The sequence below is a fragment of the Grimontia sedimenti genome, from assembly GCF_011045095.1.
GTDB classification, from domain to species: domain Bacteria; phylum Pseudomonadota; class Gammaproteobacteria; order Enterobacterales; family Vibrionaceae; genus Enterovibrio; species Enterovibrio sedimenti.
Genome location: NZ_JAALDL010000002.1, coordinates 45,573 through 60,994, shown reverse-complemented (window position 1 = coordinate 60,994; position 15,422 = coordinate 45,573). Strand labels below are relative to the sequence as shown.

12 protein-coding genes and 1 pseudogene are annotated in these 15,422 nt (G+C 47.4%); 7 read left to right on the top strand and 6 right to left on the bottom strand.

What is annotated here, in order from left to right:
- Positions 1-53: 53 nt before the first annotated feature.
- The 3 genes and pseudogenes from prc to G5S52_RS03150 all read right to left on the bottom strand — a co-directional run bounded on the left by prc (position 54) and on the right by G5S52_RS03150 (position 3,304).
- Complete coding sequence (gene prc / locus G5S52_RS03160) at positions 54-2,057, bottom strand: carboxy terminal-processing peptidase (protein WP_165011762.1); 2,004 nt, start codon at positions 2,055-2,057, stop codon at positions 54-56.
- 17 nt (positions 2,058-2,074) lie between these two features.
- Positions 2,075-2,731 carry an RNA chaperone ProQ gene (proQ, locus tag G5S52_RS03155; protein WP_165011761.1) on the bottom strand — a complete coding sequence of 219 codons (657 nt, stop codon included), beginning with the start codon at positions 2,729-2,731 and terminating at the stop codon, positions 2,075-2,077.
- A 115-nt stretch (positions 2,732-2,846) separates the two neighbouring features.
- Positions 2,847-3,304, bottom strand: a pseudogene (locus G5S52_RS03150) (GAF domain-containing protein).
- Positions 3,305-3,656: 352 nt separating this feature from the next.
- Here G5S52_RS03150 and G5S52_RS03145 point away from each other — a divergent pair.
- From G5S52_RS03145 to rsmF, 4 genes are all read left to right on the top strand, one after another.
- Complete coding sequence (locus G5S52_RS03145; protein ID WP_165011760.1) at positions 3,657-4,871, top strand: paraquat-inducible protein A; 1,215 nt, start codon at positions 3,657-3,659, stop codon at positions 4,869-4,871.
- Positions 4,858-6,966, top strand: coding sequence for an MlaD family protein (locus tag G5S52_RS03140; RefSeq protein WP_235956075.1), 2,109 nt, complete (start codon positions 4,858-4,860; stop codon positions 6,964-6,966). Before G5S52_RS03145 ends, G5S52_RS03140 begins: the two co-directional genes overlap by 14 nt.
- Complete coding sequence (locus G5S52_RS23745) at positions 6,948-7,481, top strand: MlaD family protein (protein WP_368737445.1); 534 nt, start codon at positions 6,948-6,950, stop codon at positions 7,479-7,481. Before G5S52_RS03140 ends, G5S52_RS23745 begins: the two co-directional genes overlap by 19 nt.
- Positions 7,482-7,614: 133 nt before the next feature.
- A complete protein-coding gene (gene rsmF / locus G5S52_RS03135; RefSeq protein ID WP_165011759.1) occupies positions 7,615-9,045 on the top strand; it encodes a 16S rRNA (cytosine(1407)-C(5))-methyltransferase RsmF in 1,431 nt (476 codons plus the stop codon).
- A gap of 229 nt (positions 9,046-9,274) precedes the next feature.
- Here rsmF and G5S52_RS03130 read toward each other — a convergent pair whose 3' ends face one another.
- Together G5S52_RS03130 and G5S52_RS03125 are read right to left on the bottom strand one after the other, a co-directional pair.
- Positions 9,275-10,111 carry a CvfB family protein gene (locus G5S52_RS03130; RefSeq protein WP_165011758.1) on the bottom strand — a complete coding sequence of 279 codons (837 nt, stop codon included), beginning with the start codon at positions 10,109-10,111 and terminating at the stop codon, positions 9,275-9,277.
- Positions 10,112-10,302: 191 nt separating this feature from the next.
- Complete coding sequence (locus tag G5S52_RS03125) at positions 10,303-11,106, bottom strand: putative PEP-binding protein (RefSeq protein ID WP_165011757.1); 804 nt, start codon at positions 11,104-11,106, stop codon at positions 10,303-10,305.
- Between the two features lie 327 nt (positions 11,107-11,433).
- Between G5S52_RS03125 and G5S52_RS03120 the strand changes: the two genes are divergently transcribed.
- The 3 genes from G5S52_RS03120 to G5S52_RS03110 all read left to right on the top strand — a co-directional run bounded on the left by G5S52_RS03120 (position 11,434) and on the right by G5S52_RS03110 (position 13,635).
- A complete protein-coding gene (locus G5S52_RS03120; protein ID WP_165011756.1) occupies positions 11,434-12,495 on the top strand; it encodes a 3-deoxy-7-phosphoheptulonate synthase in 1,062 nt (353 codons plus the stop codon).
- Between the two features lie 50 nt (positions 12,496-12,545).
- Positions 12,546-13,028: a YajQ family cyclic di-GMP-binding protein gene (locus tag G5S52_RS03115; RefSeq protein ID WP_002539371.1), complete on the top strand. Its 483-nt coding sequence runs from the start codon at positions 12,546-12,548 to the stop codon at positions 13,026-13,028.
- Between the two features lie 73 nt (positions 13,029-13,101).
- Complete coding sequence (locus G5S52_RS03110; protein WP_165011755.1) at positions 13,102-13,635, top strand: dihydrofolate reductase family protein; 534 nt, start codon at positions 13,102-13,104, stop codon at positions 13,633-13,635.
- A 53-nt stretch (positions 13,636-13,688) separates the two neighbouring features.
- Here the strand turns inward: G5S52_RS03110 and G5S52_RS23740 are convergent, their stop codons facing one another.
- Positions 13,689-15,419 carry a carotenoid 1,2-hydratase gene (locus G5S52_RS23740; protein ID WP_235956074.1) on the bottom strand — a complete coding sequence of 577 codons (1,731 nt, stop codon included), beginning with the start codon at positions 15,417-15,419 and terminating at the stop codon, positions 13,689-13,691.
- Positions 15,420-15,422 lie beyond the last annotated feature (3 nt).

Sequence of the window (15,422 nt, the reverse complement as noted above, 5' to 3'; positions counted from 1 at the left end):
AAAAGCGGGCACTAAATGCCCGCTTTTGTTTTTGCGTTTGGATTTTCTCTCGGTTAGCTATTCAGCTTCTTCGCGAGATCGACCGTGATAGCTGCTGCCTCGTCGAGGTAGGCATCAGGTTCTTCATAATCGTTTGGCACATCATCCAGTGTCTTGAACGGTTTCTCACCAAGCATCTTTTGGCGATCGTTCAATCGAACAAGACGTTTTTTATCAGCTTCTTCCTGCTCGGCAATACGCGCCTTTTCATTCAGAGAGATAACGTTATTGTCTTTGTCCGCCTTGTATTCAGCAATATCACTCAAGATAAAGCCAAATTCGGCATCTTGCTTGATACGTTGCTTATGCGCCTTATCCAAGGCACCAACCATTCGGCTGATGGTGTCAGTTGATTGGTATGCCGCTGGATTGATGCTATCCCAAGGCAAAGCATTATCTTCCACACTCTCACCAGTCTCTGACGGGTCAACGGCTGTAGGGAATGGAATATCAGGTACAACGCCTAGGTGTTGAGTGCTTCCACCATCTATTCGGTAGAACTTTTGGATCGTGTATTGAACATGACCCAACGGCTTATCAAACAAATCGTAAATGTGGTTAAGTGAACGGTGTTGTTGAACTGTTCCTTTACCAAAAGATTGCTCGCCGAGGATCACCGCACGTCCGTAGTCTTGAAGCGCAGCCGCGAAGATTTCTGACGCTGATGCTGAGTAACGGTTGATAAGCACAGTGAGCGGGCCATCGTAATAAATGGTGTTATCACTGTCGCTGTTCACTTTCACTCGGCCGTAGCTATCACGCACCTGCACAACCGGACCGTTTTCAATGAACAGCCCCGTCAAAGCAGAGGCTTCGCTCAACGCACCACCACCGTTGTTTCGAAGGTCGATAACAAGACCGGTGACTTTATCTGCTTTCAGTTTGGCGATTTCTTTCTTAGTGTCTTCCGCCAGTCCAACGTAGAAGCTAGGTACAGAAATCACACCCACTTTCTTGTTGTCCTGTTCGATCACCTCAGATTTGACCGCTCGGTCTTCAAGACGGATTTTGTCGCGCACCAAAGTGACAGTGTAACTCTTCGCATTCGAACCATCAGGCAGGATTTGTAGTAAGACTTTACTTCCCTTTGGCCCCTTGATGAGCTGAACAACATCATCCAATCGCCAGCCAATCACGTCGATAACTTTCTCTTTATCCTGACCAACACCGATGATGCGATCGCCTGGAGACAGTTTTTTCGATTTAGATGCAGGGCCACCTGCGACTAAGGAACGAATCACCGTGAAATCATCTTCTACCTGCAGCACAGCGCCAATCCCTTCAAGGGACAGGTTCATCTCTGACTGGAATTGTTCTGCGTTACGAGGAGAAAGATAGCTGGTATGAGGATCCACTTCGCGGGCAAAGGCATTCAGATAGATCTGGAATACATCTTCACTTTTGGTTTGCGTCAATCGCTTAAGTGCATTGTTGTAGCGTTTAGATAACGTTTCCTGAATTTCTGGCCAAGTTTTACCCGCCAGTTTCAAGTTAAGCGCATCGTTTTTTACACGCTGACGCCAAAGCTCGTTGAGCTCGGCTTCATTCTTTGCCCAAGGCTCTTCGCTGCGATCAATGACCATCTCTTCATCTGCATCAAAGGTAATTTCCTCATCAAGCAGAGCAAGTGCATATTGATAGCGTTGGAAGCGGCTACGTAGAGAAGCATTAAAAATATCGTAGGCTGCTGATGTGTCGCCAGAACGGAGTTGTTCGTCCAGAGTCAGTCGCCATTTTGACAGCGCATCGACTTCTTCCTGAGTTAGGAATAAGCGATTGAAATCAAGGGTTTCAAGGTAGCGGTCAAAGACGTTGGCAGAGAATTCGTCATCAAGCTGGAATTGCTTGTAGTGCGACTTTTCAAAGCGGCGAGTGATGCGTTTGCTTGCAGTTTCATGCTGAGGTTCAGATACCAAAGTAGGAAGGTCAGCAGCATCGTAATTAGCCTCTAGGGCTTGGGCGGATGCCGCCAGCAGTACGCTGGCAGCAATCGCGGAAAAGCGGATTCGACAGATCATGCGTCGAGGGATCTCCTTTACGAACTGAGGTGCTCCGCTTTTACTAGCATGGTCAGGCCATTACTTAAACGAACGCGAACCTCGTCCTTGTTGAGTTCTACGATGGTGGCAGGCATGTTGCCGTTGCCCATATTAACGTTGACGTCTTTACCTACGACAATGTCTTCAGCCTTGAGTTCGCGACGCGGTTCTGCAGGCTTCTTATCTAGCTTAGTATTTTTTGACTTAGCTGGTCGAGGTTTTGATGGGTTAGCTGTTGATTTATTTGATTTTGGCGCTCTTTTCGCTTTTGCGTCAGATTTTTTGTCGCCATTTTTCGCAGCTTGCTCTTTACGACGCTCAGCAGCACGCGCTTTGCTTTCTGCCAGTGCGGTCTGTGCGTGGTCGATATGCTCTTGCTCGAGCTCGCCACAGTCGTTACCGTCCAAATCAACGCGAATCGCACCAGCCTTCACGCCGTATAGGTAACGCCAGGAAGAGGTATATTGGCGCAGTGCAGCGCGGAGCTGAGTTTTACTTACTTTCGGGTCATCAGCAAGACGCTCTGCCAAGTCTTGGAAAATGCCGATTTTCAGAGGACGAGCTTCACCTTCAAGAGTAAAGCATTGCGGGAAACGTTCAGCGATATAGGCAATGACTTGTTTGCTGTTGGCCAGTTTTTCAGTGTTTTCCATTTTTCTTCCTGTCTCTTTGCTCTAGCAAGGGCAATAGAGAGTGTGTACGAGTTAACAAATTAAGTGCTGCGTATTATAGAGACCTGTGATTGAAAAACCACAGAGAAGCTTAAATTTAGAGGTGTTTTTGCAATTCATTGACCAATAAAGTGAGTCCGGTTTCATCCTCTTGACCAAATCTTGCTTTTTTGGCGAATCTATGTCCAACACGCCAATCAATTTGCTGCCTTGATACAGAGGCAATACGATCTCAGAATTGCTGGCTGCATCACAAGCTATGTGACCTTCGAATTGGTGGACATCCTCTACCCGTTCAACTGCATCGTTTGCATAAGCTGTCCCACAAACACCACGACCGTAGGGAATTCTCACACAAGCAGGCTTGCCCTGAAACGGTCCTAGCACCAGCTCTTTACCATCATCAAGATAGAAGCCCGCCCAATTAATGTCGTCTAATTCCTGAAACAAGAGCGCGCTGATGTTTGACAAATTAGCGATCAGATTCGGCTCGTCTTCTATTAGAGCGACAGCCTGGCGAGTGAGAAGCGAGTAAAAATCCGCTTTATTTTCCATATGTAGACTACTTCCTTAACATGCGATGGCCTACGATATGTTGAATCTGCTGGGGATTCAATCGTCGCATTAACGTATGACAGTTTTATCATCTATTACTGTCACTAATAATCCAGCTTAGAAACCACTTTGAAGCTTTGACGCCTGATTAATTCAGGTTGTTTGGGCATAACAGTTTGATTAAGATGCACATTGTATTGAGTATCAGGCACGCGTGAAAATGTGTTGTTTTGGTACCAATAGTGACGCTTGCCTGCCAGGAATGGTCATCTCTGCACGAGTGGTAATACAGGTAGCTCCCAAGGATTGGGTATATTTACACCAGTGACTCTATTTAAGGGGAAGATACGCTATGCATGTGCTGAGATGTGCGTCATGCGATCTGCTACTGCATGAAATGCCTGTGACAAGAGGCTTCAGCGCCCGCTGTCCACACTGCGATAGCCGGGTGATTAAAAAATCGTCCATCAGTTTATCCGGTGAGCTGGCCATTGCCATCGCAGCACTGGTGTTGTTCATCCCTGCCCAACTCTATCCTTTGGTCACCATTAACCTCTTCGGTGTGCCATTCTCAACCACAGTAACCAGCGGCAGTGTCGTTCTTCTGGATACATTTCCTTTTGTTGGCACTTTGGTCATCTTCTGCGTAGCGATTGCCCCACTTTTATATTTGTTGACCATATTGGCATCGCACTTTTCTCTATTCATTCGAAATGCCACTGCGCTGAGGTACAGCACAAAAATACTAAAATACATCCGCCACTGGGTAATGGTTGATGTGTTCCTGGTTAGCTTGGCGGTGGGTTGCTTTAAAGTGCTGGATTTTGCAGAAGTGAGCCCGGATGCTGGATTATTAAGTTTCGTCCTGCTCCAAATCCTCACGGCAGTTCTTCTCTCACGGGTATCCCCAAAACGCTACTGGGATGCATTTGGTCAATCAAATGAAGCGCGCGAAGAATCTACTGAGATCAAGGGTGAAGAAAATACGCTGACCGCCTGCAAGCTCTGTGGATTGACACAACATTCTGATCATCAGCACTGCATCCGCTGTGGCACCAAGACCGAACACCGGGTATTCCAAAGCATGCAGAAAACCTGGGCTTCTCTACTTGCTGCTGTTGTCTTTATCTTCCCAGCCAACTTCTACCCCATTTCTATTTTGCTGACCAACGGCAAAAGACTGGAAGACACAATATTCTCGGGTGTCGCCTCCCTCATTAAGCAGGGGATGTATGGCATTGCCATCATTATCTTCACTGCCAGTATTATTGTCCCCGTGGCAAAAATTATTTGTCTGGCGTACATCCTGCTTTGTATTCACTTCAAAGTGGAATCAGGCAGGAAACTTCGAATGAAGCTGTATCGGTTTGTTAAATGGATAGGTAAATGGTCAATGATGGATCTTTGTGTCATTGCCATCATGGTTTCCCTGATTGACCGAGGAAACCTTCTCGATTTCACACCAGGACCTGGTGCTATAGCCTTTGGGCTCGTTGTGGTACTCACTATGATTGCCGCAGAAAGTCTGGATTCTCGACTTATTTGGGACAAGTATGAGCAACGTTGAAGACTCGCAAGTCAAAGACCCTGTGATTAAGAAAGACAAAAGTATCTCGCCACTGTGGATTTTCACCCTCTTAGCTTTTGTTCTCGCTGGCTGGCTGCTTTATAAATCAGTCAATGAAGCCGGTGAACGGATTGAAATCTTCTTTACCGATGCGCAAGGTATCGAGGCAGGAAGAACCACCATTCGCTATCAGGGGCTTGAGGTTGGCATTATCCGGAAAGTCACCCTTTCTGATGATCTAAAAAGCATCTCCGCACAGGCTGAAATTTACCCGGAAGCCAAAAAGATCCTTCGCCAGAATACCGTATTCTGGGTGGTACGCCCCCGTGCATCAATCACTGGCATCAGCGGTTTAGATGCTCTGGTTACGGGTAACTACATAGCGGTTCAACCAGGCACAGGTGACGAACGGAATACCTTCGTTGCCGCCGATGAACCACCGGTCAATGCATTTGGCGATGATGGCCTGCTGATTCAACTGCAAGCACCAGACCTTGGCTCTATCAGCGTAGGTTCCGGCGTTTACTACAAAAAAATCCGTGTGGGTGAAGTCATTGATTACCGTCTAACTTCGGACAAACAAGGTGTGACACTGTCACTCAACATCAAGAATGAATATGCCAAATTGGTGACAAAGACATCAAAGTTCTGGAATGTCAGCGGTGTTGAAGCCGATATTGGTATTGGCGGTGTCGAAGTCAGCATTGAAAACCTTGCTTCGGTGATCGCCGGAGGCATTGCTTTTGATTCGCCGCCAGAAAGCAAACCAGCGGAACCTTTGGCCATGTATTCGTTGTATCGCTCTCTCAACGATACTGACCGCGGTATCATGATTACGATTAATCTTCCTGAAAACCACGGCATTACAAATCCTGAAGCCCCTATCCTTTTTCAGGGGCTGGAAGTTGGTCGCTTGAGCGGCATTCACTTCAACGAAGATTTTAGTGGTACCGAGGCCACTGCCAACATCAACCCATCCATGGCTTGGCTACTGAAAGAAGGAAGCGAATTTCTCATTGAGAAACCGGAAATCAGTCTCGCTGGCGTTAAGCGCCTATCGAATCTCATCACTGGAAACACACTGTCTATCAAACCTGGACAAGGTGATGACGCCAAAGTGTTCGCTGCCAAAACACAATCCGACTTAATCGAAGCAGATCCCCGCTCTCTACTCGTCACTGTCACAGCGGAGACCAGTTGGGGGTTAAAAGCGGGTACTAAGGTGCTATATCGTGGTGTTCAGGTGGGTTTTGTAAAAGGTACAAAACTCAGTGATCAAGAAGTTAAACTGGAGCTGGTCGTGTATCCCGACTACAAACATCTGGTAAAAAGCGGCTCCAAATTCTTTATTCTTGGCGGTGCCACCGGGCAAATTAACGCTGAAGGCATTGAGTTTAGCGTTCCAACTGTCGCTCAAATGGTGGAACCGGCGATCAGCTTTATCAGCGCTGGCGAAAATACACCTCTTGCAGAATACCCACTGTTTAAATCAGACATTCAGGCTCGTAACGCTCAGAAAGCAACCAAAGGCTTTCAACGTTTCACTCTGATTGCAGACAAACTCCCTTCAGTGTCTGAAGGCAGTCCTGTCATGTATAAGAACTTCACTGTCGGTAAAATTGAGCGATTTGAGCTCACTCAATCTCGAGTGGAAGTGACGATTCAGATTGAAAACCGTTATCGCCATTTGGTCACCAGCAATACCGTTTTCTGGAATCACTCCGGCGTCGATATCGAAGCGGGTTTAAGTGGCGTGAAGATCGACACTGGTTCATTGAAGTCTATTGTCTCCGGCGGTATTTCTTTTGGAGATATCAACGGCATCGAAAACCGCAACGGGAAAGACTGGAAGCTCTATGACAGCCTGACGGATGCGCAAAACCACGGCCTCAAATTGACCTTCTCTGCCGATGATGCAAGCGGTCTTGCGAAAGGCAGCAAAATCAAGTTCCAGGGCGTTGACGTGGGTGAAGTCACCTCTTTGGCGCCGGCATTCCAAACAGAAGGCGTCACCATCAAAGCGATGATTTATCCCGAGTTTTCCGGAAACTGGCGCGAGCCACCAGCTATTTCTGGGTGGCACAGCCTTCACTAAGTTTGACCAAAACAGAAAATCTGGACTCTTTGTTCGGCTCATACATCTCTGTTGTACCGGGCAAAGGCGACAAACGCGACAACTTCCCGCTTCATAAATCAGCGGAATATTCCGGTGGCTTATCGCTGGTGCTGGAAAGCGAAAACCGCGGTTCAGTGAGTGTCGGCACCCCTATTCTGTTCCGAGACTTTGAAGTTGGCGCAGTGACGGCGGTACGATTAGGCCGCTTTGCAGACCGCGTCTTAATGGAAATAAAGATCAGTGATGATTACAAACACCTGGTACGTAACAATACCGTGTTCTGGAATCAGTCCGGTGTCGATGTTTCTATCGGTATCACAGGCGCAAATATTCGCAGTGGAACGTTGGAAAGTATCCTCAAAGGTGGCATCGCGTTCGCTACACCGCCGGGAGATAAACTGGCGAAGCCTGCCCGTTCTGACCAACACTTCCTGCTTCACAAAGCACCTGAGGAAGATTGGACTTCCTGGCGGACTGCCATTCCCTACTTCTAAGTCAGTTATCCCTGATACAGCGCGGGCTTTGTCCCGCGCTTTTTTATGCAGCAAGCCGAGGTTCTTACTGGTTTCTCAACGCTAATCCTTTTACACTTCGCAATTCAGTAAATGCCAGCAAGAGACCTTTCAGGTGCATCCAAATATCAAGATCCCAGAGCCGTTCCTAAATCAAATTGAACAGATTCTGCCTTCTCACCTTTCTATGACTGATTTCATCGAGTCGTGTAAACGCCCTCTTCGAAGAAGCCTTCGCGTGAATACGCTGAAAATCTCGGTGGAAGATTTTCTTGAACGTGCCAATGAGAAAGGCTGGGATCTTTCGCCTGTGCCGTGGTGTGACACAGGGTTTTGGCTGGATGACTATGACGAAGACAACGTGCCTCTGGGAAACACCGCTGAACACATGGCTGGTCTGTTCTACATTCAGGAAGCCAGCTCAATGCTGCCTGTAACTGCATTGCTGGAAAATGACATCACATTGAACCGTGTTCTGGATATGGCAGCCGCACCAGGCTCCAAGACCACGCAAATCGCAGCAGCTTTGAACAATGAAGGGCTTCTGGTCGCCAATGAATACTCGGCGAGTCGAGTCAAAGTACTTCATGCCAACCTACTTCGCTGTGGTGTGGTGAATTCAGCGCTGACTAACTACGATGGCCGCGTGTTTGGTGACTGGTTACCAGAAACTTTTGACGCGATCTTGCTCGATGCACCGTGTTCCGGAGAAGGGACGATAAGGAAAGATGCTGATGCATTTAGCAACTGGAGTCTGGAATCTGTGCAAGACATCGCGAATACCCAGCGCGATCTGATTGTGAGTGCCTTCCACGCCCTTAAACCGGGCGGCACCATGGTGTACTCGACATGTACGCTTAATCACGATGAAAACCAACATATCTGCCATTTCATCAAAGACACTTTTGGTGATGCTGTCGAATTTGAGCCACTGAATGACCTTTTTGAAGGTGCAGCCGCTGCCTGCACAGAAGAAGGCTTCCTGCATGTGTTTCCGCAGATTTTCGACAGTGAGGGTTTTTTCGTTGCTCGCCTGAAGAAAACGGAAAGCGTCGGCTCTGAGATGGTGAAAAAGCGTCCACGTAAATTTCCATTCCAAAGGGCCAAACCCAAAGAGGCTGATGCGGTAGTAAAAGCACTGGATGACACGCTGGGACTTTCCGTTCCTCATTCATCGAACGTGTGGCTGCGTGATAAAGAAGTGTGGATTTTCCCAGAACAGGTTGAAGATATTCTTCCTGAAATCAAATTTGATCGCATTGGTTTAAAGCTCGCAGAAGCCCATAAGAAAGGCTACCGCTGGCAACATGAGACGATCATGGCGTTAGCGAAAGGAAACGAGCCAAAGTGTGTAGAGCTGTCTGTGGCTGACGCGAAAGAATGGTATATGGGCAGGGATATTAGACCAGAAGGTCTGACGGGTTCAGGTGAAGTCATCGTTTGTTACCGTCGCCAACCAATTGGTATCGGTAAATGGGTCGGCAACCGAATCAAAAATGGCCTTCCAAGAGAGTTAGTTAGAGACGTCAATTTATTTATTGAATAGACGATCCCTAAATTCTCATTCATGACACGCCGCGAGAGCCTTGCGCCAGCTAAATTTTGAAGTGTTACAAATCTCCATTTAAACCAGTTAGCGCAAGGCTCTTACGAGCCATTCCCCTAAGCCCGGAACAGGAATCGTTCCGGGCTCTTTTTGTCTGACAATCTTCGCATATAATCAGTCACAAAAAAGGCCGCTTTCGCGACCTTTCCTTACTCTCTTTCTACCTGCATTACTTAATCAGGTAGATGCCATCTTTCTCAATTCGGATTCTGCGCTCTTTGTACAATCCACCGATGGTTTTCTTGAACGTCGCCTTACTGGTGCGGAACAGCTCAAAAATCTGATCTGGGCTGCTCTTGTCATTCACTGGCAGAAACCCACCTTTGCGGTCCAGTGTGCGAACAATCTTCTCTGAAAGATCATCCACTTTGCCTTTGCCCAGTTTTTGCAATGACAAATCGATTTTTCCGTCTTCACGAATCTGCTTGATGTAGGCCTTAAGGCTCTTACCTATAAACAGCTTTCCAAAGACTTCTGATTTGAACAGCAGGCCCCAATGGGCATCATTCACTGCACATTTGTAACCAAGCTCGGTTTCTTCCGCCACGGTCACATGTACCTGATCGCCTTTCTTATAGCGCGCAGGGGTTTTGTCGAGGAACTTATTAAACTTGGTGGAGCCAACGATACGCCCTGACGCATTATCAACGTAAAGGAACACCAGATAGTCTCTTCCTTCCTGCATTTTGATGCGCTGTTCGCTGAACGGAACCAACAGGTCTTTTGGCAACCCCCAATTCAAAAACGCCCCAACGCCTGTCGTGTTGATACATTTCAGTTTCGCGAATTGTCCAACCTGTGCCAATGGCTTTTCGGTGGTTGCAATCACATCGTCTTCAGAGTCAAAGTAGATGAACACCTCAATCTCATCGCCAATGTGTGTTCCTTTTGGCACATAGCGTTTTGGCAGCAGAATATTGCCGTATTCCTGTCCGCCGTCTACGAATACGCCGAACTCGACTTCTTTCACCACGGTAAGGTGATTCATCTGACCGATTTTAATCATGGATGTATTGCTCGTTGGTTTCTCAGGGTCTGTTGGCCGCAGTATACGAGATTTACTGACTGATAGTTGCAGTAATTTGATGACAAAGGCTTGATTGGTTCTTTATTGGGCGGGAACGATCGCCAGCGCTTCAACGAAAAACGCCACGACATTGCGTGGCGTTCAGACAGATTAGTTTTCATAAAAACAATCTACTGATAAATGAGTTCTACATTGGCCCCTTCTGCCAATTCGATAATCGCTTTGTCAGACTCTTGGGCAAGGATCTGAACTGGCTTGTCAGCCAATTGCGTTTTACGAATAGTGTCGCGGATCAGGCTCTTTACTGCTTCATTGTGTTTGTTGAATGTGTACGGTAGCGCTTCGTCACCAAAGTCTACTGCCAGCGTGAATGCAGCAAGATTATCGACATCGATAATGATGCCGTCGAAATACGCAAGTAAAGCCTCTGCCAACACGGCATTAGCAGGTAACTGGCATGCCAGAAGCACTTTCAGACCGTTTGCGCCACGACAAAGCCCCTGTTCTGCCAACAAGTCAATCATGGTGGCAGCTTCACTGGAAGTGCGAACAAAAGGAACAACAACTTCTACTGGAAGCTTCTTGTCCTGAATCGCCTTTTTGAGCACCTCACACTCAAAAATAAATCCTGGTTTACCTGCTTTGCTCGCATAGCGCGAAACACCACGCAGTCCCATCGCTGGGTTTGCTTCCTCAGGCTCTGAATCTGCACCTTGCATTTGTTTTAGCGCCAGCGCACTTTGGTCGTTCAGCATGACACGAAATGGTCGATCGGTGTTCGCTTTGTAAGCACTTTCGAGCAGGGACACTAATTTGTCCTTCGTCGCATTACTGTCATCTAACGCTGACGGATGGGTTCCGATTGCATTGATATACAATTCACCGAGAGAGACCAGTCCAAACGACGTGTCATGACCTTCCAGCTGAGAGGGGTTCTTATAAACGTGGGAATAGGTTAAATCCATTTGAGACATAGCGCACCAATACTGCCTTGTAGAAACTTAAGTGCCTGTTGCGGCAAGAAAATGATGGTTTATCGACGCCGATTCTTCGCAAGCGACTGATTTTCGTCCATCCAGAGGAAAACATACCACAGAGCCCTTTTGTTACAAGAGAAATCCGACATGAATTTTCGATTTCAGCAGACCGAACAAAGCTCGGTTGTTTACGAATCTTTCCGGTCAAAACAAACGCAATAGAAAGAATAAATCGCTGAAAGACCACATCATGGCTTTTCTGACACCGATTTTTTGCTATCTTACTGCCTTCGCAAGAACACCGACGTAAGGAAGGCAGAGTCCATGCCGATTAAAACTGACGAACTAAGAACGCAACCTGTTGACACTCTGCCAACCCCAGCAGAAGTGGAAGCAGAATCCCCACTTACAGACAGTGTTGCTCAAGACATCGCCGAAGCCCGTAAGCAAGCTGAAGATATTCTTACTGGCCGTGACAACCGACTGCTTGTCGTCGTTGGCCCATGTTCTATCCATGACCCTGATGCGGGTCTGGACTACGCAAAACGCCTTAAAGTATTGGCAGACCAACACAAAGAAACGCTTCACATTGTCATGCGTACCTATTTCGAAAAACCACGCACTGTTGTGGGCTGGAAAGGCATGATCAATGACCCAGATCTCGATGGCAGCTGCAACCTTCGCAAAGGTCTGTTCAAAGCCCGTAAATTCCTACTGGATGTGAACAAGCTGGGTCTGCCTACTGCAACCGAGTTCCTGGACATGATCACCGGGCAATACATTGCAGATTTGGTGACCTGGGGAGCCATTGGCGCCCGTACGACGGAGTCACAAATCCACCGTGAAATGGCGTCAGCGTTATCATGCCCGGTTGGCTTTAAAAACGGCACCGATGGGAACATTAAAATTGCTATTGATGCGATTCGTTCAAGCCAAACGTCTCACTTGTTCTGCTCACCGGATAAAAATGGCGTTATGACCATCTACCGCACCAGCGGTAACCCTTATGGTCACGTTATTCTGCGTGGTGGACATCAGCCGAATTATCACAAAGCTGATGTTGAGAATGCAGCAGCGAACTTGTCTGAAATTGGTCTGACTCCCCGCCTTGTGGTGGACTTCAGTCACGCAAACTGTGAGAAACAGCACCGTCGCCAATTGGATGTGGCTGCAGACATTTGCAACCAACTGGTTGAGGGTGACACTTTCATCGCAGGCATCATGGCGGAGAGTTTCATCGAAGAAGGTAATCAAGCTGCTGATAAAGACAGTTTGTGCAACCTTACGTATGGCAAATCCATCACAGACCCGTGTCTTGGCTGGAACGACACTGAAAAAATGCTGCAGATGCTTTCTGATGCCATTGCGAAACGTAATTCACGCTAAACAAGTGTGTGTGATAAGCTCAACCTTCAGTTAAATATCAGGAAATTACTATGCCTTCTTTTGATATCGTTTCAGAGATCGATACCGTTGAGTTGAAAAACGCCGTAGACAACGCGAAACGCGAACTGGCTACCCGTTTTGACTTCCGTAACGTAGACGCAAGCTTTGAACTCAACAAAGAAGTCGTGAAAGTCTCAGCTGAATCTGACTTTCAGGTTAACCAGATGATGGATATCCTTCGCGGTAACCTAGCCAAACGCGGTGTTGATGCCCGCGCGATGGAACCTAAAGACATGGTTCACTCAGGTAAGACTTTCTTCAGCGATGTGCATTTCAAAAACGGCATCGAAGCCGACGTTGCGAAGAAAATCGTCAAGCTGATTAAAGAGGCCAAGATTAAGGTTCAGGCTCAGATTCAGGGTGAGAAGCTTCGCGTAACCGGTAAGAAGCGTGACGACCTTCAAGCAGCAATGCAGGTTGTCCGTGAAGCTGATTTGGGTCAGCCATTCCAGTTCGATAACTTCAGAGACTAACCCAGCCTAACGAAAGAAAAGCCATTTGCCTTTTGGTGAATGGCTTTTTTTGTTGAAAACGAGGGCGCTTAACATGACAAACATTGTTTATATCGCGACAAGCCTTGACGGTTGCATCGCGGACAAAGACGGCGGCTTAGATTGGTTACACAGCATTTCGAACCCTGAACAATCAGATTTTGGATGGGCTCAATTCATGGCTGGTATTGATGGGCTAGTAATGGGCAGAACAACTTTCGAAACCGTCATAGGTTTTGACTGTGAATGGCCATACACCAAACCCGTGTTTGTGCTCAGCAATACTATGAATGAAATCCCTGACTCCCATAAAGATAAAGCTTCTTTGGTTTCAGGATCACTGTCGGAGATCCTTAAAAGCCTCAATGAGCAAGGTTTCAAGAATCTTTACATCGATGGCGGAAAGACAATTCAAAGCTTTCTGTCGGAAGATCTGATTGATGAACTCGTCATCACCCAAATTCCTGTGTTGCTGGGCGGCGGCTCAAAACTGTTTGGCGATCTAGAGCGTAGACAACAGTTTGAGTTAGTCAAAAGTGAAGTGCTGATCGACGCGATGGTGAAGTCTCACTTTAAACGCGTGAGATAAGTCATCCAGAAAGAGGCCAGAGCCCATTGCAGGCCTCTTTTGGGATCATGTCTTCACCTCACATCAATCACGCGGCTGGCTTTTTTGTATTGCACCTTCCACCCACTCCAAGACGGCAATTCCCATCGTTTAGGCCCGTCTTTCCTGGTGCCGCCGACATGATGCACCACCACAGTCCTTTTTCCCTTTAGATATTCAACATCAAGCTTCAATTCAGCAAGTGTCAGTTCCAGCGGATATTTTTCGGCAAAATCATCAAACTCCCAGGATGGAATGCCCTCAAAGACAAAATCATTGCCATCAATAAGCTCAAGATCATCCACTGATTCAACGCCCAAATCCTTCAGAGCCTGCTCAAGCCATGACAATACATCTACCTGCGGGCGATTGGCGATATCTTCCAATGATTGATAAAGGTTCCAGTATTTCACCTCTTTCGTTAAACGTGCGCCCGTCCCATCGAGAAGTTCACCATGTATGATTTGTGTCGCCAGCGCACGGATGAGACTTTCCCCTTCCGCTGCCTTCCTATAGACACCAATGACCCTTCCTGCATAAATGCGCTCGATAACATCGACCACCACGCCTTCGCTGTCATCAAACTCAGAAACGGATTCTTCACCTAACCCAGCATCAACAAGCCAACCGAACGGAACCGGTGCCATGCAGGTTGCGTACGAGGTTGTCTGTTTCACACCGCGTCCCGCCAAGTGAAACTGATCAAACACAATGGCTGCCTGGGGCTCCGCAGGGAAATCACTATCTCGGCTTAAAGTGACTTCATTAAAGCCGTTACCAAAGGCTTGCTGACGTTTTTCTCTTCGGACATAAGCCAACTCTGAAGACACCGACAACACATTCTTTAGAAATGCTTCCCGATGAAACCGACTCGCGACTTCCCATTGAGGTAACTCTAATGCTTCGCGTATTGAAGCTGAAAGCCGCCTTGCTTCATCCAGCGCAACGTTATCAACATCAATAATTTCAGTGGGTTGCTCACCACGAAGTACAGCAATGGATGTGACAACGTCACAGGAAAGAGCATTACCCATCTGATCTTCGCTCAGTGCCTGAGTACTCCATTCGCGGTCAACCCAGCCTTTTCCGGAAACCTTAACAGATTTACCCTCTAATTCGAGCACCCCTTGCATCGCAACTGCAGGAACGCTGAAATAGTAAGAAGCAACACCTTTTTCTGCATGTTTCTGGCTGTACCCATTGTCGCCTTGAAGGATCTCCGGCAGCGTCTGTGACATTGTCAATTTGAACGAGAAATCTTTGTCCGCGGCTTGGAGTTTTGCAGGAAATGGCTTGTCTCCTTTCCCACGCCACTGCCAGTTATCAAGCCATACGTTGAATGGCTTATCAGCAACACCTGCTTGTCCAATACCACCTCGTGAAAAGCGTTCAGCAGAATAAACGCCTTCTTTGCTAGTAAGAACAGCATGTGCCATAAATATCTGATTGTTTTCCCAGCCTTCGCCCATTTCTGAAGAAAGCGCTGAACGGAACAATGTCCACTGTATGCCATATTGGTTGCCGGATTCATCCTGAAGATTGCCGGTGACATACCACCATTCCTGACGAAAATCGTTATGTGACCCATAGTCTATTGGAAACTGTATATCTCTTCCTGGAACAACTTTCGCAAACTCATCGGCATTGGCTGCAACTAAAGCAGCAACTGCAGTTCTATCCGGCGGATCGTCTTTCAAAAGCACGGAACCAAACAGCGCCAGTAGACACAGCAAAACGGCAAAGCACCAGCCAATGACTGTCAGCATAAA